We start from the raw sequence: 24,296 nt of genomic DNA, 5'->3' as shown, positions 1-24,296 counted from the left end.
ACTGCGTCCAAGGGCGTTGAAGGGCCTTGCAGAAGGGCCGCCGAGGGGACGCGAGAGGGATCGCGGAGGGGCGGCGAGGGCATCGCAGGGGGCGAAAGCTGCGCCACGGGCGTCACAGCCGGTGTCTGCGGTGAAGATCACACCGTGCTTCGCGGGTTCCGTCAGCCGCGGGAGAGTCGTTTGAGCAGCACCACCGAGGCGACGGGGCGGGCGCCCGCCTTGGCGACCCCGTCAGCCACCTCGCGGTCGGTCGAGACGACGATCACGGGCCGTCCCGGCGGTTCCGCGCGCACCAGTTGGCGGATCAACTCGTCCGCGGTGACCCGTGGTTTGGAGAACAGCACGCGCACCCCGCGCGGCGGGGCGAGGAGCACCGGCGCCGCCAGTTCGGCGCCGTCGAAGACGCAGGTGACCTCGGCGCCGGTCTGCGCGGCCAGCAGGGACAGGGCGCCCAGCAGCCGCAACCGCTGTTTCTCCAGCGGCATCTGGGGATAGCCGGTCTTGGTGACGTTGTAGCCGTCGACGACGAGGTGGGACTGCGGCAGCGCGAGCAACTGGTCGAGAATGGCGGGGTCGTGCTCGGACAGGGCGCGTGCGGCGATGTCCTTCGGGGTCATCCGGCCCGGCTCCACCGCCTCCACGGTCTCGGCAGGGCGCACCGACACGGGCGGCAGGGCGAGTTCGCGGCGCAGGCCCTGGGCGGAGTCGAGCAGGGTGTCGAGCAGCAGCCGTACCCGCATGTCCTCGACGCTGCGGCCCTCGCGGGCGGCCTTGCGGGTGGCCTCCAGGGCCGCTTCGGCCTCACCGAGCCTGGACCGCAGCCGGCGCGTCTCGCTCTCGGCCGCGGACAGCAGCGCCTGACCCTCGGCGCGGACGGCCTCGGTCTCCGCGTGCGCCTTGCGGGCCGCCGCCTCGCCGCGCTTGACGTCGCTGAGGGCGCCGCGGAGTTTGCGGTGCAGCGACTCGGCCTCCTTCCTGGTGGCCTCCAACTCGGCGCGCAGTCCCTCCGTCTCCGTTCTCGTGTGCTCCTTGGCCGCGGCCAGGTCGGCACGGAGACGGTCGAGTTCGGCTCTGTTCTGCTCGTCGGCGCGCTCGGCGTCCGCCCGCTGCACCTCCTCCCCCGCGGCGGTGACCAGCTTGACCCAGCCCGGCGGGCGCAGCACGTAGGCCGCGGCGGCGACGTCGAGCGGGTCGGCGGCGGGCGGTGCGGTTCCCGAGTCGAGGGCGCCGGCCAGCTCGGGCTGGGTGTCGCGGAGCCGCTCGGCGATACGCTGCCGGAACAGCGGCTCGTTCTCCATCGCCGACGCCATGGCGTTGGCGGCGAACTTGACGCGCCTGGTCGGGGTGAAGCGGGCGTACTGGCGGAGCTGGGCGGGCAGCTCGGCGACGGTGAGGCCGCCGAAACCGTCCGAGACGATCTGGACGACACGGCGGCGCACTCCCTCGGGCAGCGGGCGGTCGAGCACCTCAGCGGTGCCTCCCGGCCCCCCGCCTTCGCTCTCCACCATCGTCATCCCATCCGGTCGTCGTGTCGCGGCTCTCTCAGGAGCCGGTGCCGGGCCTCTCCACCAGTTCCACCTGATCCACCGCGCTGCACCAGCGGCAGCGAACGGACTCGATGGTCTCATTCACCACGTCGCGCTCCTCCACCCTGGGCTCGCCGGACAGGTCCAGATGCACGAACTCGACGACCTTGGAGGAACGGGTCACGTCGAAGCGGGTGAGATTGCCGCAGAGGGTGCAGCGCCAACGCGTCTGGGCCGTCGGCAGGGGAATCGTCATCGGGATGTCTGCCTTCCTCGTCCTCGTGTTTCCAGGGTGCGCCTTTTTACTCGGTCCCCCGCGGTGCGCCCGCGTACTCGCACCACCGGGCGCCCTCAGCGGGGCGAGACCTGATCGTTGCGTGGTGCGTTCGGGTCGTAACCCTACGGCCTGACGGGCGGCCCGCGCTCGGGCGCGGACCGGTCTGCCCCGATGTCTCCCGCTGTGCGGACGGCCCCGGTGGCTCCGGGCCCGTGACGGCGGACGGCGGACGGCGGACGGCGGACGGCGGACGGCGGACGGCTACAGTGAAGGCCCAGCCGAGGGCACCGAGGGAGACAGCAAGCCGTGATCACCGCGATCGTGCTCATCAAGACCAGCGTGGACCGGATCCCGGAGATCGCCGAGTCCATCGCCGCGCTGGACAGCGTCAGCGAGGTCTTCTCCGTGACCGGCGACCACGATCTGATCGCCATGGTGCGGGTGGCCCACCATGACGATCTCGCGGATGTGATCCCCGGCCGGATCAGCAAGATCCCCGGCGTGGAGGCCACGGACACGCACGTCGCCTTCCGGACGTACTCGCAGCACGACCTGGACGCGGCGTTCGCGATCGGCCTCGACTCGTAGCGGGCGCCTGCGGCGGGCTTGAGCCGATTGTGCCGCTGAGCCCCTTACGCTCCGCTCTCCGGCGGTGGAGGTTGCTCGCGCCCCACCGCCCAGCCCCTTGCGGTCTCCACGGCGACCACCTGTCCGGTGGGGGTTGTTCGCGCAGTTCCCCGCGCCCCTATCGGGGCACACCCCGGCAAGGCGCGAAGCGCCACCAGAAGGGGCGCGGGGAACTGCGCGACCAGCCACAACGCAACAACCAGACCGCGACCCACCCTCAGGGCCTCCCCCCCCACCGAAGGCGCGAAGCGCCACTAAAGGGGCGCGGGGAACTGCGCAGACAAGCGCGGCGAGGCCGGTCAGAGGCTCACCGGCCCGAAGTGCCCCCGGGAACCGGGACGCGGAGCGGCCGGAGGTGGGGGGCCGGGGCGGCAGATCCCCGGGACAGGGGTGAGCGGGGGCCACCGCGCACCAGGTCCCCCACCGCCCCCACGAACCGTTCCACGTGCTCATCCGGCGTCCCCGCCCCGAAACTCACCCGCACCGCGTTGAGCGACCGCCCGCCGGGGCCGGCGGCAGCCGCCCCGCACTCCCCGGCCTCATCCGACGCACCGCCCAACACCGCCCTGAGCAGCGGGTGCGCGCAGAACAGCCCGTCGCGCACCCCGATCCCGTACTCGGCGGAGAGCGCCGCGGCGAAGTGCGAGCTGTCCCAGCCGTCCACGACGAACGAGAGCACCCCGACCCGCGGGGCGTCCGGCCCGAACAGCGAGAGCACCCTGACCCCCGGCACCCGCGCCAGCCCCTCCTGCACCTTCGCGGTCAGCCGCCGTTCCCGGGCGACCAGTGCCGGGAAGCCCGCCTCGGTCAGCGCCGTGCAGGCCGAGGCGATGGCGTGCGCCCCGATCACGTTCGGGGAGCCGGCCTCGTGCCGGGCGGGCCCCCCGTGCCACTCGACGTCCACGCCGCCGTCCGCGCGCCGCGCCACCCGGCGCGAGGCGCCGCCGCCGGCGAGGTACGGCTCCGCGGCCTCCAGCCAGTCCGAGCGCCCCGCGAGCACGCCGGAGCCGAAGGGCGCGTACAGCTTGTGCCCGGAGAAGGCCACCCAGTCGACGTCGAGCGCGGCGACGTCGACCGGGTGGTGCGGCGCGAGTTGGGCGGCGTCCAAAACGATGCGGGCACCGTGGGCGTGCGCGGCGGCGGCCAGCTCGGACACCGGCCACAGCTCGCCGGTGACGTTCGAGGCGCCGGTGACGCAGACCAGCGCGGGGCCCTGGGGCCGCCCGGCGAGCGCCTGTTCAAGCGTCCGCACCGCCTGCTCGGGCGTCCGGGGCGCCGCCAGGTACGTCACCCGGCGCCAGGGCAGCAGCGAGGCGTGGTGCTCGGTCTCGAAGACGAAGGCCTGGCAGTCGTCGGGCACGGCGCGGGCCAGCAGGTTCAGCGAATCGGTGGTCGAGCGGGTGAAGATCACCTGGTCGTCGCCCCGGCAGCCGAGGAAGCCGGCGACGGTCCTCCTGGCGTTCTCGAAGAGGTCCGTGGAGAGCTGCGAGAGGTACCCGGCGCCGCGGTGCACGCTGCCGTAGTAGGGCGCGTACGCGGCGACGTCGTCCCAGACGCGCTGCAACGCGGGGGCGCTGGCGGCGTAGTCGAGCGCGGCGTAGGTGGTCTCGCCGCCGGTGATCAGGGGGACGCGGACATCGCGGCCCAGGACGGGCAGCGGCTCGTGCACGGGCGCAGGCGTGACGGAGGGCATGGCGGACTCCTGGAAGAGGCTGGGGGGCGCGCGGCGGCGCGATGGCGCGCGGCGCGGTGTGCTGTCGGAAACGGAGGCGGGGCCTGTCGCCCTAGCGCATTCGCCGGCTCACGCGGCAGCTCCTTGAGGACCAGGACCCCTCAAGGGGTCCGCGCTTGCCGTGGACCCTGCTGTCCACGGCCTGGTCTTCACCCGGGGCACCCCGCCACGGACGGAGGGTTGCCGGACAGCGGGCCGGGGCCTTTTCGCTGTCACTCATGACCTGAGGTTGATTATGTCAGCCGTCCACGGGGCGGTCCACCTCGTACCGCGGGCGGCCATGGAAGAAGGGCGGGCGCGCCGGCCGAACACGATCCGGGCGCCCGCCCTTTCGGAGCACTCGTCCGTCAGGCGTGGGTGGCTCTGACCCACGCCTCCAGCACGCCCCGGGCCGCCCCCGAGTCGATGGACTCCGCGGCCCGCGTGATGCCCGCGGCGAGCCGCTCCTCAAGGCCGCTCGCCTCGGCGTCCCACGGCGCGTCCTCGCCCAGTGCCTGAACGGCCACCAGCGCGGCGGCGGAGTTCAGCAGGACGGCGTCCCGCACGGGGCCCCGCTCCCCCGCCAGCACGCGGCGGGCCACATCCGCGTTGTACGAGGCGTCCCCGCCCCGCAGCGCCTCCACCGGCACCATCTCGATGCCCACGGACCGCGGGTCGAAGATCCGCTCCCGGACGGTCCCGTCGTGCACGGCCCAGACCCGGGACGGCGCGGTGGTGGTCAGCTCGTCAAGACCGTCCTCGCCGCGGAAGACCAGGGCGGACGAGCCCCGGTCGGCCAGCACGCCGGCGACGATCGGCGCCCACTTCGCGTCGGCCACGCCCACCGCCTGCGCCCGCACCCTCGCGGGGTTGGTGAGCGGCCCGAGGATGTTGAAGGGGGTGCGGATGCCCATCTCCGCCCTGGCGCGGGCGACGTGCCGCAGCGCGGGGTGGAACCTTATGGCGAAGCAGAAGGTGATGCCCGCCTCCTCGGCGACCTCCGCGACCCGCTCGGGCGCCAGGTCGAGGTTGACGCCGAGCTTCTCCAGCACGTCCGAGGACCCGCTCGCCGAGGAGGCCGCGCGGTTGCCGTGCTTGACCACCTTCGCGCCGGTGCCGGCGACCACGATCGCGGACATCGTGGAGATGTTCACCGTGCGCGCGCCGTCACCGCCCGTGCCGACGATGTCGACCGTGGTCCCCGGGACCTCTATCACCCGGGCGTGCTCGTACATGGTCCGCACCAGACCGGAGATCTCCTCGACGGTCTCGCCCTTCGCGCGGAGTGCGACCGCGAACGCCGCGATCTGGGCGTCGCCGGCCTCGCCGCGCAGGATCCGGTCCATCGCCCACGCGGTGGCCTCCGCCGTCTGGTCACGGCCGGTGAGCAGGGCGTTCAGCACCTCGGGCCAGGAACGACCCGCCGCGATGTCGCCTCCAGCGGGGTGCACAGCGTTCATATGCCGCTCCTGGGTGGGTCGCCTACGGACTAAAGGACAGGAGCCCAGCCTATCCAGCCGGGGACGCGCCACAGGGCCCCGTCCGCGCAGTGGACGGGGCCCTGTGGGGTGACGACACCGGGCCCGGCGGTGGAGCCGGCCGGGGAGGTGACGGCCGCGGCACCGCGGCGCGGGGCCGCGGTGCCGGTCCGGTCAGTGGTGACCGTGGCCGCTGGTGATCTCCTTGTACTCCTCGACCGTGGGCTTCGGGATCTGGTTGCCCTCGCCGTAGTAGCCCTTGGAGAGCTTGGCCCGCAGCTTCTGGGCCGGCTTGAGCTGGCGCTCGACGCCGTTCTCGTCGACCGCGGGGCCGATCTCCGCCGGCTGGTACTGCTCGTGGGCGGTGAGGGTGTGCAGCTGGTCGGCGTCCAGGGGCTCGTGGACCTCGATGAACTCACCGTGCGGCAGCCGCTTGATGATGCCGGACTCGCGTCCGTGCAGCACCTTGTCGCGGTCCCGGCGCTGGAGGCCGAGGCAGATCCGCTTGGTGACGAGGAACGCCACGACGGGCAGGACGAAGAAGGCGACCCGGACGAACCACGTGATCGCGTTGATCGACAGGTGGAAGTGGGTGGCCCACAGGTCGTTGCCGCCGCCGACCAGCATCACGAAGTACCACGTGATCCAGGCCACACCGACGCCCGTACGGGTCGGGGCGTTCCGCGGCCGGTCCAGGATGTGGTGCTCGCGCCTGTCGCCGGTGACCCAGGCCTCCAGGAACGGGTAGACCGCGATCACCACGAGCACCAGCGGGAAGACCACGATCAGCGGGATCGCGACGCCCAGGGCGAGCGTATGGCCGAGGAAGTTGATCTCCCAGCCGGGCATCACACGGATCAGGCCCTCGGAGAAGCCCATGTACCAGTCGGGCTGGGCACCGGTGGAGACCATGTCAGGCCGGTAGGGGCCGATGGCCCAGATCGGGTTGATCGAGGCGATCGCGGCGATGATCGCGATCACGCCGAAGACCAGGAAGAAGAAGCCGCCCGCCTTGGCCATGTAGACCGGCAGCAGGGGCATGCCCACGACGTTCTTCTCGGTGCGGCCGGGGCCCGCGAACTGCGTGTGCTTGTGGTAGAAGACCAGGATCAGGTGGCCCACCAGCAGGCCCATCATGATGCCCGGCAGCAGCAGGATGTGGATCGAGTAGAACCTCGCCACGAAGTCGCCGCCCGGGAACTCCCCGCCGAACAGGAAGAACGAGATGTAGGTGCCGAGGACCGGCGTGGCCAGGATCGCGCCCTCCATGAACCGCACACCGGTGCCGGAGAGCAGGTCGTCGGGGAGCGAGTAGCCGGTGAAGCCGGTGAACATGCCGAGCACGAAGAGCAGGAAGCCGAAGATCCAGTTGATCTCGCGCGGCTTGCGGAAGGCGCCCGTGAAGAAGACGCGCATCATGTGCACGAACATGCCGCCGAGGAAGATCAGCGCCGCCCAGTGGTGGATCTGCCTTATCAGCAGACCGCCGCGGACGTCGAAGCTGATGTGCAGCGTGGAGTTGAACGCCTCCGACATCAGCTGGCCCTTGAGCGGGACGTAACTGCCGTTGTACACCACCTCGTTCATCGAGGGGTGGAAGAACAGCGTCAGGTACACACCCGTGAGGATGATGACGATGAAGCTGTAGAGGCAGACCTCGCCCAGCATGAAGGACCAGTGGTCCGGGAAGATCTTCCGCATGTTCGTCTTGGCCAGCGAGTAGAGCCCGAGCCGGCCGTCCGCCCAGTCGGCCACCCGCTCTCCGGCGGGCGCCTGGTGGCGGGTCGCGTTGCGTGTGGTGCTGCTCATCGTCATCCACGCTCCCAGAAGGCAGGACCGACGGGCTCAGCGAAGTCGCCGAGCGCTTCCAGGAACCCGTCCGGGTTCACGCCGATGCGCAGCTGCGGCAGGGCGTGACCGGCCGGGCCGAAGAGCACGCGGCCCCCGTCGGAGAGGTCGAAGGTGGACTGGTGGCACGGGCAGAGGACGTGGTGCGTCTGCTGCTCGTACAGGGAGATCGGGCATCCCACGTGGGTGCAGATCTTCGAGTAGGCGACGATGCCGTCGTGCGACCAGTCGAGCTCGCGCTTGTCCTTGATGTTCCCGGGCTGCAGCCGGATGATCATCAGAGCGGCCTTGGCGATCTGCTGCTGGAAGTCCTCGTTGGTCTCCTCCAGGCCGTCGGGCTTGGCGAAGGTCAGCGAGCCGACCGGGATGTCGGCGGGGCGCAGCGGCTGGTCGGTGTTCATGTTGACCAGCAGCTTGCCCTTGGTCCACATGGTGTGGCGGAGCTTGGTGCCGGGCTTCGGGCCGAGGCCGCCGAGCAGGAAGACACCGCCGAGCGGGACCAGGGCCAGCGCACCGAACATCGTGGTGCGGATCAGGCCGCGGCGGCCGAGCGCGGACTCCTTGGCGCCCTGCGCGAAGTCGGCGAGGACCTTCTGCTTGGTGTCGGGGTCCGCCTCGATCGGGTGGCGCTCGTCGGCGATCTCCGCGTCGGACATCAGGGTCCGCGCCCAGTGGACGGCGCCCGCACCGATGCAGAAGAGCGCTACGCCGAGGGTCAGGCCCAGGGCGAAGTTCATCGCGTTGATGTGCCCGATCGGGAAGACGTAGACCGACTTCTCGCGCGGGATCGCGAAGTACGACGCGATGAACCCGATCGTGCCCAGCATCGAGAGCGTGAACAGGAAGGCGACCGTGCGCTCGGACCGCTTGGCGGCCTGCTCGTCGATGTCCTGGATCCGGTGCTCGTGGGGGGGCAGTCCCGGGTCCGCGAACGGGTTGTCCTCGTCCGGGAGGGACACCTCGCCGTGCGCCTCGCTGGGCACCGGCAGGTTCTCGTCTGACATGTCGTGGCTACTCATGACTTCTTGGCCTTTGCGGTCCGAGCGGCAACCCAGGCGGCGACGGCGATCAGCCCGCCGAGACCGAAGATCCAGGCGAACAGGCCCTCGCTGACGGGGCCGAGCCCGCCGAGCTTCAGGCCACCGGGGCTGGTGGAGTCATCGCTGTTGACCGCGTGCAGGTACGCGATGACGTCCTTCTTGTTCTGCTCCGGCATGACGCTGTCCGGGAAGTTCGGCATGTTCTGCGGGCCGGTCGACATGGCCTCGTACACATGCTTCGGATCCACGTTCTCCAGTGAAGGCGCGAACTTGCCGTGCGTCAACGCGCCGCCCTCGCCGGTGAAGTTGTGGCACTGCGCGCAGTCGGTCCTGAAGAGCTCGCCGCCCTTGGCGATGTCGGCGCCCTTCGGGTCGTACTGGTTCTTCGTCGGGATGCCCGGCCCGGCGCCCAGGGAGGCGATGTAGGCGGCGAGCTGGTCGATCTCGGCCTGCGAGTAGATGACCTTCTTGCTCGGTGCCTGTGCGCCCTGCTGCTGGAGCGGCATACGGCCGGTGCCGACCTGGAAGTCGACCGCCGCGGCTCCGACGCCCACCAGGGACGGGCCGTCTGAGGAGCCCTGTCCTCCCGTGCCGTGGCAGCTTGCGCAGCCCACCGAGAAGAGCCGCTTGCCCTCGTTGATGGCGAGGGACTGGGAGGTCTCGTCGGCCTGTGCCTTGTCCGCGGGCGCGAACGCGGTGTACAGCCCCCCGGTGGCCGCCAGCGCGAGGAGTAGGACGACGACCGCCGCCAGCGGATGGCGTCGTCGTGCGGAGAGCTTTTTCACGGATTACCCCGGTGTCAGGATCTTCTGCGTCGATGCTTCAGGTGTTCAGCGGGCCACGGCCCGGTTACTTGATCAGGTAGATCGTGGCGAAGAGGCCGATCCAGACGACGTCGACGAAGTGCCAGTAGTAGGACACGACGATGGCGGCTGTCGCCTGTGAGTGGGTGAACCTCCGGGCGGCGTAGGTACGGCCCAGGAGCAGCAGGAAGGCGATGAGTCCGCCCGTCACGTGCAGTCCGTGGAATCCGGTGGTCAGGTAGAACACGGAACCGTACGGGTCGGAGGAGAGCGAGATGCCGTCCTCCTTCACCAGGTTCGTGTACTCGAAGATCTGACCGCCGATGAAGATCGCGCCCATGATGAAGGTGATGATGAACCACATCCGGAGCTTCTTCACATCACCGCGCTCGGCCGCGAACACGCCGAGCTGGCAGGTGAGGGATGAAAGCACCAGGACGGTGGTGTTGACCGACGAGAACGGAACGTTCAGGTGGTCGGCCATCTCCCGCCAGTGATCCGGCCCGGTCACCGATCGCAGGGTGAAGTACATCGCGAAGAGGGCCGCGAAGAACATCAGCTCGGAACTCAGCCAGATGATGGTTCCGACACTGGTGAGGTTCGGCCGGTTGACCGATGGGTGCGCGTGCCCGGTCTCTACTGTCGTTGCTGTCGCCACGCCGACATTATGTCGGTCGCTTATCTTGCACTCACTCCGGGGGTCCCGTTCGGTGTGTCCAGGGCATGTGCCCGGCCACCACGCCCCTGCCGCCAGGTGCTCCCGCGGCCCGCCGACCGGCGGGTTTGAACCGCTGACCCGCGGGGTTTCAAGGGAGTAGCATCCGCGCATCGGGTCCTGGGGACACTCCCCGGGGGCCGGGAGGATCACGGAAGACCCGGAGAGCCCCCCAGGAGCATGGAGGAGCAATGCAGGCCACGGCCACGGTGCTGGTGTACAGCGACAATGCCCGTACGCGCGAGGAGGTCCGGCTGGCCACGGGCCGCAGGCCGGCGACCGATGTTCCCGAGGTCGAGTTCGTCGAGTGCGCGACGCTGCACGCCGTGCTGAAGGAGATGCAGCAGGGCGGCATCGACGTGTGCGTGCTGGACGGCGAGGCCGTGCCGGCCGGCGGCATGGGTGTCTGCCGGCAGCTCAAGGACGAGATCTTCCGGTGCCCGCCGGTGCTGCTGCTCATGGGGCGGCCGCAGGATGCGTGGCTGGCCACGTGGAGCCGGGCGGATGCGGCGGTGACGCTGCCGGTGGAGCCGGTGGAGTTCGCTGACGCGCTGGCGGGGCTGCTGCGCAGCCGGCTCGCCGTCCAGGCCTGACGTACGGCGCCCCTCCGGGGCCGGCGCCCTCCCGGGCGGGGGGGCGCCCCCGGCGACGGTGCCCACGTCGGGGCCATCTCGGGCAACGGTGCCCATGAAGGGGCGCGGGGCTGTGTCCATTTGCGGCTGCGCCGCGTGGGCGCGACCAGCCACGACGTGCCCGCGCCCCTGATCGGGGCGAAGCCCCGATCAGGGGCGCGGGGAACTGCGCGAGCAACCACCACCTGCCGGTGGTCCGGCTGCGACAGAGCCAGCCCCTTGGGCCGGTGGCGACCTGACGGCCTCGTCGTGGCTGGTCGCGCAGTTCCCCGCGCCCCTTGAAAGCGGGGCTGCGCCCCGATCGCGCCCGCGCGGCGCAGCCGCGCATCGAGACAGCCCCGCGCCCCTTTCGGGGCACCGGAGGGTGCCCCCCACGGTCGCAGGCCGGAGGCCTACACCTCCGGGCGGAGGCGGGCGGATTCCACTATTTTCTGCTGGCCGGGGTCGGCGGAGCCGTCGCCGAGGAGCGCGCTGCCCTGGCGCCATTTCGCCCAGTCCAGGTTCCAGTCGCCGTAGCCGTTGCCGAACGGGTCCATGTTCTGGCCGTCGCTGCCGACGACGCGGACGAGATCGCCCTCGTGCACCGTGTTGAAGAACCACTCGGCGTCCTCGGTGCTCATGCCGGTGCAGCCGTGGCTGACGTTCGCGGAGCCCTGGGAGCCCACGGACCAGGGCGCGGCGTGCACGTACTCGCCGCTCCAGGTGACCCGGGTCGCCCAGTGCACCGGCAGGTCGTAGGAGTCGCCGCTGCCCGCGGCTATGCCGACCGTCGCACTGCGCATCTGTACGAAGGCCTGCTTCTCCAGCACCACCTTGACGCCGTTGCGGGTCTCGAAGCCCGGCTTGCCCGTAGTGACCGGCATGTCCTTGATGTCCTGGCCGTTGCGGTAGACGACCATCCTGTGCGTGCTGGCGTTGGTGATCGCCTCGATGCGGTCCCCCGTGGTGATCTTCAGCGGCCTGGACGCGCCGCCCCAGAGCTTGTCGTCGATCCTGATGCCCTTCAGGCCGCTGGACACCCGGATGGTCGCGTGTGCGGGCCAGAACTCCCTGGGACGGTAGTGCAGGGTCTTCTCGTCCACCCAGTACCAGCTGCCCTCCACGGCGGGCTGGGCGTCCACCTTCAGGCCGCGCTCCACCGCGATCCTCGCGGCCCGGTCCTTGATCGGGGCGCTGAGCTTGGCGACGACGGGCTGGCCGACGCCGTACTCCCCCGCCTTGGGGCCGAACGCGACCTTGAGGGCGGTCTTCTGGGCCGGGTCGCCGGTGCCGACGGTGAGGACCTTGCGGCCCGGCTCCCCGTCGTCGTTCTCCGTGCTGACCCTGACGGTGTAGCGGGCACCGGCGGCCAGTGGTCCCGTACTGTGCCACTGGCGGCCGTCGCCGGAGAGCCGGCCGGCTATGTACCGGCCGCTCTCGTCGACGGCCGTGACGTCGGTGATGCGTCCCCCGCTGCCGTTCGAGGTGATCTCCAGGGGCTTGCCCGGGTCGGCCTTGCCGTCCTGCACGCCGTTGAACGCGATCTGACGCGCCGCGTCGTAGGGCTCGGCCGAGAGCGGGTTACCGGAGTCGCAGGCCGTGGCGGTGCCGAGGGCGGCCGCCAGCAGGGCGCAGCTCCATACCATGCGGGTTCGCGCTGACTGGTTCATGTGTTCACGCTAGGAACGTTCCCGGGCGGCGGCGCGGCCGGTGAGCCGAACGGGGGATTCCCGCGGGGGCATACGGGTGGACCCGGACACTCACCGTGGAGTGTCCGGGTCCGATGTGCCTCCGGCGTGCTAAAGGGTCGGTGCCCGCTTCGCTTCGTGCGCTACTGGTTCTGGTTCTCGCCCCGGTAGTACTCGAAGACCCAGCCGTACAGGCCGATCAGGATGATCGGGGCCGAGAAGTACAGCAGCCACCAGCCGAAGATGATGCCCAGGAAGGCCAGCGCACCGCCGGTCGCCAGGGCGAGCGGCTGCCAGCTGTGCGGGCTGAAGAAGCCCACCTCGCCGGCGTCGTCCGCGACGTCGGCGTCCTTGTTGTCCTGCGCGCCCGCGTCGATCCTGCGGGCCGTGAAGGCCAGGTAGTAGCCGATCATGACGCTCAGGCCGAACGCCAGGAAGAGCGCCGTGGTGCCGGCCGGCTCCTTCGACCACACGCCGTAGACGATGGCCATGATCAGGATGAAGGCCGCCAGCCAGAGGAACATCTTGCCCTGGATCTTCACTGTCCGGCCTCCTTGCCGCCCGTGACGCCCGCCGGCACGCCCGCGCCGACGTTCTCAAGCTGGTCGAGTTCGGCGATCTCCGGGTGGTGCAGGTCGAAGGCGGGCGACTCGCTGCGGATCCGCGGCAGCGTCACGAAGTTGTGCCGCGGCGGCGGGCAGCTCGTCGCCCACTCCAGCGACCTGCCGTAGCCCCAGGGGTCGTCGACCTCGACCTTCTCGCCGTACTTCGCCGTCTTCCAGACGTTGTAGAGGAACGGCAGCACCGACAGGCCCAGGACGAAGGCGCTGATGGTGGAGACGGTGTTCAGGGCGGTGAAGCCGTCGGCCGCGAGGTAGTCCGCGTACCGGCGCGGCATGCCCTCGACGCCCAGCCAGTGCTGGACGAGGAACGTGCCATGGAAGCCGCAGAACAGCGTCCAGAAGGTGATCTTGCCGAGCCGCTCGTCCAGCATCTTGCCGGTCCACTTGGGCCACCAGAAGTGGAAGCCCGCGAACATCGCGAAGACGACGGTGCCGAACACCACGTAGTGGAAGTGCGCCACCACGAAGTACGAGTCGGAGACGTGGAAGTCCATCGGCGGCGAGGCCAGGATGATGCCGGTCAGACCACCGAAGAGGAAGGTGATCAGGAAGCCGACGGACCAGAGCATCGGTGTCTCGAACGACAACGAGCCCTTCCACATCGTGCCCAGCCAGTTGAAGAACTTCACACCGGTCGGTACGGCGATCAGGAAGGTCATGAACGAGAAGAACGGCAGCAGCACACCACCGGTGACGTACATGTGGTGCGCCCACACCGTCACGGACAGGCCCGCGATGGCGATGGTGGCACCGATCAGGCTGCCGTAGCCGAACATCGGCTTCCTGCTGAACACCGGGATCACCTCGGAGATGATCCCGAAGAAGGGCAAGGCGATGATGTACACCTCTGGATGGCCGAAGAACCAGAAGAGGTGTTGCCATAGCAGTGCTCCGCCGTTGGCCGCGTCGAAGACGTGTGCCCCGAACTTGCGGTCGGCCTCCAGGGCCAGCAGCGCGGCGGCCAGCACGGGGAAGGCCAGCAGCACCAGCACACCGGTCAGCAGCACGTTCCACACGAAGATCGGCATGCGGAACATCGTCATGCCGGGAGCGCGCATGCAGATGATGGTGGTGATGAAGTTGACCGAGCCGAGGATGGTGCCGAAGCCGGAGAAGGCCAGGCCCATGATCCACATGTCGGCGCCGATGCCCGGCGAGCGGACCGCGTCGGACAGCGGCGAGTAGGCGAACCAGCCGAAGTCCGCCGCGCCGTCCGGGGTGAGGAATCCGCCCACCGCGATCAGCGAGCCGAACAGGTACAGCCAGTAGGCGAACATGTTCAGCCGCGGGAAGGCCACGTCGGGCGAGCCGATCTGGAGCGGCATGATCCAGTTCGCGAAGCCGGCGAACAGCGGCGTCGCGAACATCAGCAGCATGATCGTGCCGTGCATCGTGAACGCCTGGTTGAACTGCTCGTTCGACATGATCTGCTCACCCGGACGGGCGAGCTCGGCGCGCATGAAGAGCGCGAGCACACCGCCGATGAGGAAGAACGCGAACGACGTGGCCAGGTAGAGCGTGCCGATCGTCTTGTGGTCAGTGGTGGTGAGCCACTTGACGACGGCGATGCCAGGCTGCTTCTGCCGGACCGGCAGCTGGCGCTCGTACGAGTCCTCCGCTGCCGCGGCACCCTGAGGTTCGTTGAGGATGCTCACAGGTTGTGTGTCTCCCGGTTCTTCTCATGACCCGTCTGCGCGATACCGGCCGGGACGTAACCGGTCTGCCCCTTCTTGGCGAGGTCCTTCAGGTGCTGCTCGTACCGCTCGGGGGAGACGACCTTCACGTTGAAGAGCATCCGGGAGTGGTCGACGCCGCACAGCTCGGCACACTTTCCGCGGAAGGTGCCCTCCCTGTTGGGGGTCACCTCGAAGGCGTTGGTGTGGCCCGGGATGACGTCCTCCTTCATGAGGAAGGGCAGCACCCAGAAGGAGTGGATGACGTCCCGGGACGTCAGCACGAAGCGGACCTTCTCGCCCTTGGGGAGCCAGAGTGTGGGGCCCGGGTTGTTCGTCTGCGGGTTGCGCGTGGCCGGGGTGCCGACGTCGTAGACGCCGCCGGCGTTCGCCGGGAAGTCGTCCTTGAAGCGGTCCGGGATGTCGGAGAGCTCCTTGGCCGACTTCGCGCTGCCCGTCACGCCCGGCACGGGCTCGACGTAGTTGAAGCCCCAGCTCCACTGGAACCCGACCACGTTGATGGTGTGCTTGGGCTTGTCGGAGAGGTCGAGGAGCTTCGACTCGTCGCGTGCGGTGAAGTAGAAGAGCACCGCGACGATGATGATCGGTACCACCGTGTACAGCGCCTCAAGCGGCATGTTGTACCGGGTCTGCGGGGGAACCTCGACCTTGGTGCGGCTGCGCCGGTGGAAGACGACCGCCCACAGGATCAGGCCCCAGACCAGCACACCCACGGCGAGCGCCGCAGCCCAGGAACCCTGCCAGAGGGAGAGGACGCGCGGAGCCTCCTCCGTGGCCGGCGTGGGCATTCCGAGGCGGGGGAAATCCTTGTACGAGCAACCGGTGGCTGCGACAAGGATCAGGCCCACAGGCAGCACCTGCAGCAGCTTCCGCCGCATCGGACGCGGCGGCGAGGTGGGGGTACCGCCCGCGCCCGACGAGGCGCGGGGGACGTCGGAGCCGTTGGGACTCACGTAGCGCCTTCCCGAGAGTCTCGCCCGCGCGTTCGGCTGCGCCTTCTCGCTGGTCGTTCGCCGTCCTGCGGCGGGCAGGGGTTTGGATGTTTATGCGGGGCAAACCCTACTGGACGCTGTTTCCGCCTGCGCGGGGAGGGTGCCCAACGCGCCGCGCCCGCCGCCCGACGGGGTCCGCGGACCCCTTTCCGCGTGCCGGACCGGCCGCCGCGGGGACGCCCGCGCCTTGCCGGCACCGCGCGCCGTCCGTCCCGGCTACCGTACGAATCGTGCCGTACTTCGACGTCGCCTCCACCGCCCCCCTGCATCCCGTGGCCCGCGAGGCCCTGGGCGCCGCCCTGGACGACGGGTGGGCGGACCCTTCCCGGCTGTACCGCGAGGGCCGCCGCGCCCGGTTGCTGCTCGACGCGGCGCGCGAGGCCGCGGCCGAGGCGGTGGGCTGCCGCCCCGACGAGCTGGTCTTCACGTCCTCGGGCACGCGGGCCCTGCACGCGGCGGTGGCCGGCGCCCTGGCGGGCCGCCGCCGCGTCGGGCGCCACCTGGTCGTCTCGGCGGTGGAGCACTCGGCGGTGCTGCACGGCGCCGAGTCGCACCAGGCGGACGGCGGCGCGGTCACCGAGGTGCCGGTGGACCGCTCCGGGGCCGTGTCCGCCGGGGAGTTCGCCGCGGCGCTGCGCGACGGCACGGCGCTGGCGTGCCTGCAGTCGGCCAACCACGAGGTGGGCACCGTCCAGCCGGTTCAGGAGGCGGCCGAGGCGTGCCGTGCCGCCGGGGTGCCGCTGCTGGTGGACGCGGCGCAGTCGCTGCCGTGGGGTCCGGTGCCGGGCGGCTGGTCGCTGCTCGCGGCGAGCGCGCACAAGTGGGGCGGGCCGCCCGGCGTCGGGCTGCTCGTCGTGCGCAAGGGTGTCCGATTCGCTCCGGAAGGCCCGCGGGACGAGCGCGAGTCGGGGCGTGCGGCGGGCTTCGAGAACGTTCCGGCGATCGTGGCCGCCGCGGCCGCTCTGCGCGCCGTCCGGTCCGAGGCCGCCGCGCAGAGCGGGCGCCTGCGGGAGCTGACGGAGCGCATCCGGACCCGGGTGCCCGAGCTGGTGCCGGACGTGCAGGTGGTGGGCGACCCGGTGCGCCGGCTGCCGCACCTGGTGACCTTCTCGTGCCTCCATGTCGATGGGGAGGCGTTGCTGCACGAGCTGGACCGGGCGGGGTTCTCGGTGTCGTCCGGGTCGTCGTGCACCAGCAGCACCCTGACGCCGAGCCATGTGCTCAAGGCGATGGGGGTGCTGAGCGAGGGCAACGTCCGGGTGTCACTCCCGCTCGACGTGGAGCCCGCGGACGTGGACCGGTTCCTCGCGGTGCTGCCGCGTGCGGTGTCCGCGGTGCGGGCCCGGCTGGCGCCGGTCGGGCCGGTGGCGCCGGAGGCGGGCGGCGCGCCCGGGCCTGCGGTCCGGGTGGCGGGCGGGGAGCCCGGCTCGCTGGTCGTGGACTCGCTGGGCAAGCTCTGCCCGATTCCGGTGATCGAGCTGGCGCGGGCGATCGGCGAGGTTCCGGTCGGGGGGACGGTGACGGTGCTCGCGGACGATCAGGCGGCCCGCCTGGACATTCCGGCGTGGTGCGGCATGCGGGGGCAGGAGTTCGTCGGGGAGGAGGCCGCGGAGCGGGGTGCCGCTTACGTGGTGCGGCGACTCGTCTGAGGGCGCCCTCTTGGGGCTGCGCCCCGGCCCGCCTTGGGGGCGCGGGGAACTGCGCGAGCAGCCCCACCGGCCGGTGGCCCGGATGCGGCAGAGACTGCCCCCTTGGGACGGTGGCGACCCGACGTCCCCCACTGCCTGAAGGGCGTGGGAGGTGCCCCCAGTCGGGGCTTGTCGCGCAGTTCCCCGCGCCCCTTACGTCAGCCGGGGCGAACCCCCACGGAAAGGTCGGGTTACGCCTGGGGCAGGACGCGGGTGAGGTGGTCGTTGACCTCCGCTGCCGCCTCCTCGCCGTACGCCTTGGTGAAGCGGACCATGAAGTGGTCCCGGCGGAGCTCGTACTCCTGGGTGCCGACGGTCTCGATGACCAGGGTGGCGAGCATGCAGCCGAGCTGGGCGGCCCGCTCAAGGCTGACGCCCCAGGCGATACCGGAGAGGAACCCGGCGCGGAAGGCGTCACCCACGCCGGTCGGGTCCGCCTTGGCCTCCTCCTGCGGGACGCCGACCTCGATCGGCTCCTCGCCGGCGGCGTCGATGCGGACGCCGCGTGCCCCGAGGGTGGTGATGCGGTAACCGACCTTGCCCAGGATCTCCTCGTCGCTCCAGCCGGTCTTGGACTCGATGAGGCCCTTCTCGTACTCGTTGGAGAAGAGGTAGGCGGCCCCGTCCATCAGCGCCCGGATCTCGTCCCCGTCCATGCGGGCGATCTGCTGGGAGAAGTCCGCGGCGAACGGGATGGAGCGCGACCGGCACTCCTCGGTGTGCCGCAGCATCGCCTCCGGGTCGTCGGCACCGATGTGTACCAGCTCAAGACCCTGCACCCGGTCGGCCACGGCCTTCAGCTCGATGAGACGCGCCTCGCTCATGGCACCGGCGTAGAAGGAGCCGATCTGGTTGTGGTCGGCGTCGGTGGTGCACACGAACCGGGCGGTGTGCAGCACATCGGAGATGTGCACGGAGGCGGTGTCGACGCCGTGCCGCTCCAGCCAGGCGCGGTACTCCTCGAAGTCGGCGCCCGCGGCACCCACCAGGATCGGGGAGGCGCCGAGCTGCCCCATGCCGAAGCAGATGTTCGGGGCGACGCCACCGCGGCGCACGTCGAGGGCGTCGACGAGGAAGGACAGGGAGACCGTGTGGAGCTGGTCCGCGATGAACTGGTCGGCGAAGCGGCCAGGGAACGTCATGAGGTGGTCGGTGGCGATGGAGCCGGTGACTGCGATGCGCACGGCGGATGCTCCTGCGGGAATCGGTGGGCTGGGCGTCGTGACCCGGACACGGCACTCTGACACGACGGGCCGCTGAGCGGCGGAACCCCGCGGGGGTACCTGAACCGGAGCCGTAGCGTGGTGCTGCCGGGCGGGCCGCTGTGGGGCAGTGCCACGGCACCCTATCGGCTCGTCCGATTAGTCGTCCCGTCCGACCGGTTAATCGTCTCATTCGATCGGTACTGACTCAAAAATAACTGATACCAGGGCTTTCTTCGCGGTCAGGCACTGCATACCGTTCCGCTATGACTGACTCCGAGGGTCCGGACCAGGGTTCGTCCGCCAGGAGCACAGGGCTCGCCGCGCTGCGCGGCGACTGCGCCCGCATGGTGCCGCACTGGGTGGCTCCGCCGGCCACCGCGCCGCGCCCAGTGCCGCCGTCGCGCATCCACCGGATCGTGGTGCCCCCGGGCTCCGCCCGCCTGCTGGACGCGATGTCCGACTACGGGGACTGACGCCCCGGGCGACCCGCCTCACGTTCGGGATCGCGGGGCTCACGCCCAGGTCACCGCCCAGCTCACCGGAGCCCCGCCCTCCGCTCCAGGTTCACCCAAATAGCGCCATCTGGCACCCGGTTGGAGCACGGCCGGGGAACCGCTCGCGCCGCCCCGGCGTCGAATTGGCGTCCCCCGCGAAGAGGCGCGGCCCGCGGCCGGGGTCGCGCAGCGTATTCGGGGCGGAGGACGGCACGGCGAACCAAGGAGCGAAGGCGTGAGCACCGAGCAACCAGTTCATGACGACGGAGCGGACGACCGGCCGCAGGACGCCGGGACGCACCGAGTGCACAGCGGCGCCGCCCGCGACGGCGAATCCGGTGGCCCCGACGGTTCCGGAGGCCGGGGCGGCCCCGGCGGCCCCGGCGGCCCGCCGCCCGGCGAGGACTCAGGGGATCCGGGCGGGAAACGGCCGCACAGGAAACGGATCGCGATCGCCGTCGTGGCCGCCGCGGTCCTGCTGGCCGGGGGTGGCGGCGCGTATGTCGCGGCCACGACACCCGACGGGCAGGGTTCCTCGGGCGCGTCCGGCGACGGCCATCCCCCGCCGCTCGCCCTCGACGGGTACAGCGAGGACGGGCACGGAACCGGGTCCGGAACCGGAGATGGCTCCGGATCGGCCGGCAACGGATCCTCCGGCGGAGCCGGCATCGCCCCCGGCGAGCCCGACCCGAACGGCGTGACGTACCGCCTCGACGCGGCCCTGCCCAAGGGGCCGTCCTCGGCGCCGGTCTACCACGCCCAGGGGTCGGTCCCCGCGGACGAGGTGGCGAAGCTGGCCAAGGCGCTGGGCGTCGCCGGCACCCCCCGGATGTCCGGCGGGAGCTGGCAGGTGGGCTCCGGCAAGGACGGCTCCGGACCCGTGCTGCGGGTCACGGCGCAGACTCCGGGCACCTGGACGTTCGCCCGGTACACGGCCGGCGGCAGCGACGACTGCCCGCGCGGGAAGGAGTGCTCCTCCAGCCCGTCCGGCACGGGCCCCGCGGTGAGCGAGCAGGCCGCGCGGGCGGCGGCGGCGCCGGTGCTGAAGGCCGTCGGCCAGGACGGCGCGAAGCTCGACACCACCCAGACGATGGGCGCCGAGCGGGTGGTGAACGCCGACCCCGAGGTGGGCGGCCTGCCCACGTATGGCTGGTCGACCGGCATCCGGGTCGGCGGGAACGGCACCGTGGTCGGCGGCAGCGGCCGGATGCTGGCGCCGTCGAAGGGCGAGACGTACCCCGTGCTGGGCGCCGAGGAGACCCTGAAGCTGCTGAACAAGAGCCGGCACGGCACGGTCGCCCCCGGCGGGGGCGGCTGCGGGACCGTCATGCCCCAGAAGGGGCAGCCGACCCCGCGGCAGGGGTGCGTGCACCTGGACGGCACCGGCGCCGGGGCCGACGCGGGTTCGGGGCCGAGCCCGTCCGCGCGGGTGGTGCCGGTGAAGGGCGCCGCGTTCGGACTCGCCGCGCACCTGGTCGCGGGCCACCAGGCCCTCGTGCCGTCCTGGCTCTTCGAGGTGCGCCCGCAGGGTGCGCAGGACAGCTTCACGGTGACGTATCCGGCCGTTGACCCGGCCTACCTGACGGGCGGGAACCCGTCCGGCACAGCGGAGCCGGTCCGGCCCGGCGGCAAGGGCGTGCACCTCTCCTCGTACACCGCGAACGGCCGGTCGCTGACCGTGCAGTTCTGGGGTGGGGTCTGCACCGACTACACAGCGTCCGCGGCCGAGACCGGCGACAAGGTGACCGTGACGGTGTCCCAGCACCAGAAGGACCCGGGCAAGGCCTGCGTGATGATCGCCAAGAAGATCGAGAAGACTGTGACGCTGCACCAGCCCCTCGGGGACCGCAAGGTGGTGGACGCCACAGGCGCGCAGGTACGGAAGGGCTGAGCAGGCGCCCCGTCCAGGCGGCACGGAACGGCACATAACGGACGAAGGCGGTGACCCGTGGGGGGTCACCGCCTTCGTCATGCCTTCGCGATGCGCTCGCGCGGCAGGGTTCAGTGGAACGAGTCGCCGCAGGCGCAGGAGCCCGTGGCGTTCGGGTTGTCGATGGTGAAGCCCTGCTTCTCGATGGTGTCGACGAAGTCGATGGAGGCGCCGCCCAGGTAGGGCGCGCTCATCCGGTCGGTCACGACCTTGACGCCGCCGAACTCCTTGACGACGTCGCCGTCGAGGGAGCGCTCGTCGAAGAAGAGCTGATAGCGCAGGCCAGAGCAGCCACCGGGCTGGACGGCGACGCGGAGCGCGAGGTCGTCACGGCCTTCCTGGTCGAGCAGGGCCTTCACCTTTGCCGCGGCACCGTCGGACAGGATGATGCCGTCGGTGGCGGTGGTGGTCTCGTCCGATACGGACATCTACATCTCTCCCGGGTTGTACGGAGACTGCTTGCCGACGGGTCAACCGCCGTCGCCGCGGTTTCATTCCGCGACCGGGTGACCGTCTTCTGTCGCGGTTCCCTCTGTGGCCGTTCCTCAGTCGCGGGCACTCCGCGCTGCTTGCCCTCCCATGCTCGCACACCCTCCCTGACAGGGCCGGGCGATACGGGCACCTCGGATCGCGTCACATCGACGCGATCCGCATCGTCAAACTGACACGAAGGGGCTATGATATATAGCGTCAATTCGACGAAAAGTGGCTACCGCCACCGCGGACCATGACCGAGAAAGGGTGTGTGCCGTGACCACCGCCCAACCCCTGGATGTCCAGCCCACGCCCCTTGCCCTCCTGCTGCTCGGACGCGAGTCCGACGCGCGGAGCGAGCGGGGTGTCGAGTGCCCCGGCGACCTGCCGGAGCCGTCCGATCCGGACCTGGTGGCTCGGGCACGCGCCGCGAAGGAGCGGCTCGGAGACCGTGTCTTCGTACTGGGCCACCACTACCAGCGCGACGAGGTCATCCAGTTCGCGGACGTCACCGGTGACTCCTTCAAGCTGGCCAGGGACGCCGCGGCCCGCCCTGAGGCCGAGTACATCGTCTTCTGCGGCGTCCACTTCATGGCCGAGTCGGCGGACATCCTGACCTCCGACCGCCAGCAGGTGATCCTTCCGGACCTCGCGGCCGGCTGCTCGATGGCGGACATGGCCACCGCCGAGCAGGTCGCGGAGTGCTGGGACGTGCTGGCGGACGCCGGGGTCGCGGAGCAGGTGGTGCCGGTGTCGTACATGAACTCCTCGGCCGACATCAAGGCCTTCACCGGCCGGCACGGCGGCACGATCTGCACCTCCTCCAACGCCCGGCGCGCCCTGGAGTGGGCGTTCGGGCAGCGGGAGGCGGGGGCCGGGAAGGTGCTGTTCCTGCCGGACCAGCACCTCGGGCGGAACACCGCGGTGCGCGAGATGGGGATGTCGCTCGACGACTGCGTGGTCTACAACCCGCACAAGCCGGGCGGGGGCCTCACCGCCGAGCAGCTGCGGGCCGCGAAGATGATCCTGTGGCGGGGCCACTGCTCCGTGCACGGCCGCTTCTCGCTGGAGTCCGTGAACGAGGTGCGGGAGCGCATCCCCGGCGTGCAGGTACTGGTGCACCCCGAGTGCAAGCACGAAGTGGTCGCCGCGGCGGACCACGTCGGCTCCACCGAGCGCATCATCCAGCTCCTGGAGGAAGCCCCGGCGGGCTCGAAGTGGGCCGTGGGCACGGAGCTCAATCTCGTACGGCGGCTGGCGAATCGTTTCGCGGAGCAGGGCAAGGAGATCGTCTTCCTCGACCGGACGGTCTGCTTCTGCTCGACGATGAACCGGATAGACCTGCCGCATCTCGTGTGGGCGCTGGAGTCGCTGGTCGGCGGGACGGTGGTGGGGCGCATCCAGGTCGACGCGGAGACCGAGGGGTTCGCCAAGCTGGCGCTGGAACGGATGCTGGCGCTGCCGTAGCGGTCTCCGGTGCGTCCGGGGGCCGGTTCTCCCGAAGGTCCGGGTGCCCCCGGAAGGGGGATGGGGGTATCTCCCACGCCTTCAAGGCTGTGGGAAAGCGCGCGACCACCCACCGGCCGGTGGTCCGGAGACGACAGAAACTGCCCCTCCAGGACGTTCCCACTGCCTGAAGGGCGTGGGTGCCCCCAGACCTGGCGGGCTCGCCGCGGCTGGTCGCGCAGTTCCCTGCAGCGGGGGTGCGGGCTGCTTCCCCGCCGCGGGGGTATGTGTGCGCCCCGCCGCCAGGGGGCACAACCGCCACTCCCCCGGCCGTCCGGACCGGGCCCGTTCTTCCCCATGGCCGCCGTGCCAGGCAGGATCGAGGCTCATGAGGATGCTGGTTCTTGGTGGTACCTGGTTCCTGGGCAAGGAGGTGGTTGCCGGTGCGCTGGCGCGCGGCTGGGAGGTGACGACGTTCAACCGGGGGCGCTCCGGTCTCGACACTCACGGCGTGAAGGCCGTCCACGGTGACCGGACAGTCGCTGCGGACCTTGCGCTCCTTGCTGCCGCCGGCCCCTGGGATGCGGTGGTGGATACGTCCAGTTCGGAGCTGCCGCCCTGTGACGTACTCCTGGCCGCGCGTACTCTGACCGGTCAGGTCGGGCGGTGGGTACACATCTCCACCGTGTCCGTCTACGCCGAGTGGCCCCACCGTCCACTCACCGAGACCTCCCCGCTGCTCGACTGTCCGCCGGACGCCGACAGGACGTTCGGTTACACCGGCACGGACGGCTCACCCACAAAGTACGGGTTTCAGAAGGCAGGCGGAGAACGAGCCGTGTCCGAAGCGCTCGGCGACCGGGCCGTGTTCCTACGGCCCGGCGTGATCCTCGGCCCGGGTGAATACGTCGGCCGTCTGCCCTGGTGGCTGGCCCGCACCGAGCGCGGCGGACCGATCCTCGCTCCGTCCCCTGCTGACCGGAGGATTCAGCCGGTCGACGTCCGCGACGTGGCCGCGTTCACTCTGGACCAAGCCGCCGGCACTGGTGCCGGCGCAGCCTTCAACGTCGCCCACCCCGAAGGGCTTACCTTCGCTGAGTTCATCACCGCTTGTCTGGCGGTGACCGGCGGCGCCGGGCGGCCCGTCTGGGCCTCCCCGGAAGACCTCATCGATCACGGCGTCAAGCAGTGGACGGAGCTTCCGCTGTGGCGCACGCACGCCGGAGTATGGGCCGTGGACCCTTCCAGGGCCGTGGCTGCCGGTCTGCGGTGCCGCTCTCTCGGCAAGACGATCACAGACACGTGGTCATGGCTTCAGGCCGACGGCCGCCCCGTCGAACACCCGCGATGGGCCGAACACGGAATCGACCCCGAGAAGGAGGCGAAGATCCTTGCGTCGTTCCCGGGGCCAATGGCTGAAGGCTAG

General features: G+C 70.8%; 21 protein-coding genes and 1 riboswitch. Of the genes, 7 read left to right on the top strand and 14 right to left on the bottom strand.

Annotation, left to right across the window (positions count from 1 at the left end):
- Positions 1–161: 161 nt before the first annotated feature.
- Positions 162–1,508 carry an NYN domain-containing protein gene (locus tag Sm713_RS18165; RefSeq protein ID WP_212910643.1) on the bottom strand — a complete coding sequence of 449 codons (1,347 nt, stop codon included), beginning with the start codon at positions 1,506–1,508 and terminating at the stop codon, positions 162–164.
- A 34-nt stretch (positions 1,509–1,542) separates the two neighbouring features.
- On the bottom strand, positions 1,543–1,782 hold the full coding sequence (locus Sm713_RS18160) for a hypothetical protein (RefSeq protein ID WP_212910642.1): 240 nt from the start codon (positions 1,780–1,782) through the stop codon (positions 1,543–1,545).
- A 327-nt stretch (positions 1,783–2,109) separates the two neighbouring features.
- Here Sm713_RS18160 and Sm713_RS18155 point away from each other — a divergent pair, with 327 nt between their 5' ends.
- A complete protein-coding gene (locus Sm713_RS18155; RefSeq protein ID WP_212910641.1) occupies positions 2,110–2,391 on the top strand; it encodes an Lrp/AsnC family transcriptional regulator in 282 nt (93 codons plus the stop codon).
- A 346-nt stretch (positions 2,392–2,737) separates the two neighbouring features.
- Here Sm713_RS18155 and Sm713_RS18150 read toward each other — a convergent pair whose 3' ends face one another.
- From Sm713_RS18150 to Sm713_RS18125, 6 genes are all read right to left on the bottom strand, one after another.
- Complete coding sequence (locus tag Sm713_RS18150) at positions 2,738–4,123, bottom strand: aminotransferase class V-fold PLP-dependent enzyme (RefSeq protein WP_212910640.1); 1,386 nt, start codon at positions 4,121–4,123, stop codon at positions 2,738–2,740.
- 146 nt (positions 4,124–4,269) lie between these two features.
- Positions 4,270–4,386: riboswitch (SAM riboswitch) on the bottom strand.
- Positions 4,387–4,509: 123 nt separating this feature from the next.
- Positions 4,510–5,601 (bottom strand): anthranilate phosphoribosyltransferase, encoded by a 1,092-nt coding sequence (trpD, locus tag Sm713_RS18145; protein WP_212910639.1) that lies wholly within the window; start codon positions 5,599–5,601, stop codon positions 4,510–4,512.
- 192 nt (positions 5,602–5,793) lie between these two features.
- Positions 5,794–7,434: a cytochrome bc complex cytochrome b subunit gene (locus tag Sm713_RS18140; protein WP_212910638.1), complete on the bottom strand. Its 1,641-nt coding sequence runs from the start codon at positions 7,432–7,434 to the stop codon at positions 5,794–5,796.
- A complete protein-coding gene (locus Sm713_RS18135) occupies positions 7,431–8,486 on the bottom strand; it encodes a ubiquinol-cytochrome c reductase iron-sulfur subunit (protein ID WP_212910637.1) in 1,056 nt (351 codons plus the stop codon). Before Sm713_RS18135 ends, Sm713_RS18140 begins: the two co-directional genes overlap by 4 nt.
- Entirely contained in the window at positions 8,483–9,292 is an 810-nt protein-coding gene (locus Sm713_RS18130) for a c-type cytochrome (RefSeq protein ID WP_212910636.1), read from the bottom strand. Before Sm713_RS18130 ends, Sm713_RS18135 begins: the two co-directional genes overlap by 4 nt.
- 64 nt (positions 9,293–9,356) lie before the next feature.
- The gene (locus Sm713_RS18125) at positions 9,357–9,968 is read right to left on the bottom strand and encodes a heme-copper oxidase subunit III (RefSeq protein WP_212910635.1); all 612 of its coding nucleotides are present in this window, start codon (positions 9,966–9,968) and stop codon (positions 9,357–9,359) included.
- A gap of 248 nt (positions 9,969–10,216) precedes the next feature.
- On the opposite strand from Sm713_RS18125, the gene Sm713_RS18120 reads away from it, so the two are divergent.
- Positions 10,217–10,618: a hypothetical protein gene (locus Sm713_RS18120; protein WP_212910634.1), complete on the top strand. Its 402-nt coding sequence runs from the start codon at positions 10,217–10,219 to the stop codon at positions 10,616–10,618.
- A 431-nt stretch (positions 10,619–11,049) separates the two neighbouring features.
- On the opposite strand, the gene Sm713_RS18115 is transcribed toward Sm713_RS18120, so the two are convergent.
- From Sm713_RS18115 to coxB, 4 genes are all read right to left on the bottom strand, one after another.
- The gene (locus tag Sm713_RS18115) at positions 11,050–12,306 is read right to left on the bottom strand and encodes an Ig-like domain-containing protein (protein WP_212910633.1); all 1,257 of its coding nucleotides are present in this window, start codon (positions 12,304–12,306) and stop codon (positions 11,050–11,052) included.
- Between the two features lie 161 nt (positions 12,307–12,467).
- Positions 12,468–12,866: a cytochrome c oxidase subunit 4 gene (locus tag Sm713_RS18110; RefSeq protein ID WP_212910632.1), complete on the bottom strand. Its 399-nt coding sequence runs from the start codon at positions 12,864–12,866 to the stop codon at positions 12,468–12,470.
- Positions 12,863–14,602: a cytochrome c oxidase subunit I gene (gene ctaD / locus Sm713_RS18105; protein ID WP_212910631.1), complete on the bottom strand. Its 1,740-nt coding sequence runs from the start codon at positions 14,600–14,602 to the stop codon at positions 12,863–12,865. Before ctaD ends, Sm713_RS18110 begins: the two co-directional genes overlap by 4 nt.
- Positions 14,599–15,594 carry a cytochrome c oxidase subunit II gene (gene coxB, locus Sm713_RS18100; RefSeq protein ID WP_374196001.1) on the bottom strand — a complete coding sequence of 332 codons (996 nt, stop codon included), beginning with the start codon at positions 15,592–15,594 and terminating at the stop codon, positions 14,599–14,601. Before coxB ends, ctaD begins: the two co-directional genes overlap by 4 nt.
- 269 nt (positions 15,595–15,863) lie before the next feature.
- Between coxB and Sm713_RS18095 the strand changes: the two genes are divergently transcribed.
- Complete coding sequence (locus Sm713_RS18095; protein WP_212910630.1) at positions 15,864–17,282, top strand: cysteine desulfurase/sulfurtransferase TusA family protein; 1,419 nt, start codon at positions 15,864–15,866, stop codon at positions 17,280–17,282.
- A 230-nt stretch (positions 17,283–17,512) separates the two neighbouring features.
- On the opposite strand, the gene Sm713_RS18090 is transcribed toward Sm713_RS18095, so the two are convergent.
- On the bottom strand, positions 17,513–18,505 hold the full coding sequence (locus Sm713_RS18090) for a carbohydrate kinase family protein (protein ID WP_212910629.1): 993 nt from the start codon (positions 18,503–18,505) through the stop codon (positions 17,513–17,515).
- 284 nt (positions 18,506–18,789) lie between these two features.
- Here Sm713_RS18090 and Sm713_RS18085 point away from each other — a divergent pair, with 284 nt between their 5' ends.
- Both Sm713_RS18085 and Sm713_RS18080 read left to right on the top strand, forming a co-directional pair.
- Entirely contained in the window at positions 18,790–18,999 is a 210-nt protein-coding gene (locus Sm713_RS18085; RefSeq protein ID WP_212910628.1) for a hypothetical protein, read from the top strand.
- A gap of 256 nt (positions 19,000–19,255) precedes the next feature.
- Entirely contained in the window at positions 19,256–20,911 is a 1,656-nt protein-coding gene (locus Sm713_RS18080; protein WP_249416362.1) for a hypothetical protein, read from the top strand.
- Between the two features lie 110 nt (positions 20,912–21,021).
- Here Sm713_RS18080 and Sm713_RS18075 read toward each other — a convergent pair whose 3' ends face one another.
- Positions 21,022–21,378 (bottom strand): iron-sulfur cluster assembly accessory protein, encoded by a 357-nt coding sequence (locus Sm713_RS18075; protein ID WP_212910627.1) that lies wholly within the window; start codon positions 21,376–21,378, stop codon positions 21,022–21,024.
- A gap of 322 nt (positions 21,379–21,700) precedes the next feature.
- Here Sm713_RS18075 and nadA point away from each other — a divergent pair, with 322 nt between their 5' ends.
- Positions 21,701–22,891, top strand: coding sequence for a quinolinate synthase NadA (gene nadA / locus Sm713_RS18070; RefSeq protein WP_212910626.1), 1,191 nt, complete (start codon positions 21,701–21,703; stop codon positions 22,889–22,891).
- Between the two features lie 367 nt (positions 22,892–23,258).
- Complete coding sequence (locus Sm713_RS18065) at positions 23,259–24,296, top strand: NAD-dependent epimerase/dehydratase family protein (protein ID WP_212910625.1); 1,038 nt, start codon at positions 23,259–23,261, stop codon at positions 24,294–24,296.

The organism is Streptomyces sp. TS71-3, from assembly GCF_018327685.1.
Classification (GTDB): domain Bacteria; phylum Actinomycetota; class Actinomycetes; order Streptomycetales; family Streptomycetaceae; genus Streptomyces.
The sequence above is the reverse complement of the archived record's forward strand: the minus strand, read 5'-3'. Positions and strand labels throughout refer to the sequence as shown.

Excerpts from the sequence above, each read along its gene's own strand:
- Sm713_RS18085 (WP_212910628.1), top strand. The coding sequence starts at position 18,790 with ATGACTGACTCCGAGGGTCCGGACCAGGGTTCGTCCGCCAGGAGCACA.
- trpD (WP_212910639.1), bottom strand. The coding sequence starts at position 5,601 with ATGAACGCTGTGCACCCCGCTGGAGGCGACATCGCGGCGGGTCGTTCC.
- Sm713_RS18115 (WP_212910633.1), bottom strand. The coding sequence starts at position 12,306 with ATGAACCAGTCAGCGCGAACCCGCATGGTATGGAGCTGCGCCCTGCTG.
- Sm713_RS18165 (WP_212910643.1), bottom strand. The coding sequence starts at position 1,508 with ATGGTGGAGAGCGAAGGCGGGGGGCCGGGAGGCACCGCTGAGGTGCTC.
- Sm713_RS18075 (WP_212910627.1), bottom strand. The coding sequence starts at position 21,378 with ATGTCCGTATCGGACGAGACCACCACCGCCACCGACGGCATCATCCTG.
- Sm713_RS18065 (WP_212910625.1), top strand. The coding sequence starts at position 23,259 with ATGAGGATGCTGGTTCTTGGTGGTACCTGGTTCCTGGGCAAGGAGGTG.
- Sm713_RS18160 (WP_212910642.1), bottom strand. The coding sequence starts at position 1,782 with ATGACGATTCCCCTGCCGACGGCCCAGACGCGTTGGCGCTGCACCCTC.
- Sm713_RS18135 (WP_212910637.1), bottom strand. The coding sequence starts at position 8,486 with ATGAGTAGCCACGACATGTCAGACGAGAACCTGCCGGTGCCCAGCGAG.
- Sm713_RS18150 (WP_212910640.1), bottom strand. The coding sequence starts at position 4,123 with ATGCCCTCCGTCACGCCTGCGCCCGTGCACGAGCCGCTGCCCGTCCTG.
- Sm713_RS18140 (WP_212910638.1), bottom strand. The coding sequence starts at position 7,434 with ATGACGATGAGCAGCACCACACGCAACGCGACCCGCCACCAGGCGCCC.
- Sm713_RS18120 (WP_212910634.1), top strand. The coding sequence starts at position 10,217 with ATGCAGGCCACGGCCACGGTGCTGGTGTACAGCGACAATGCCCGTACG.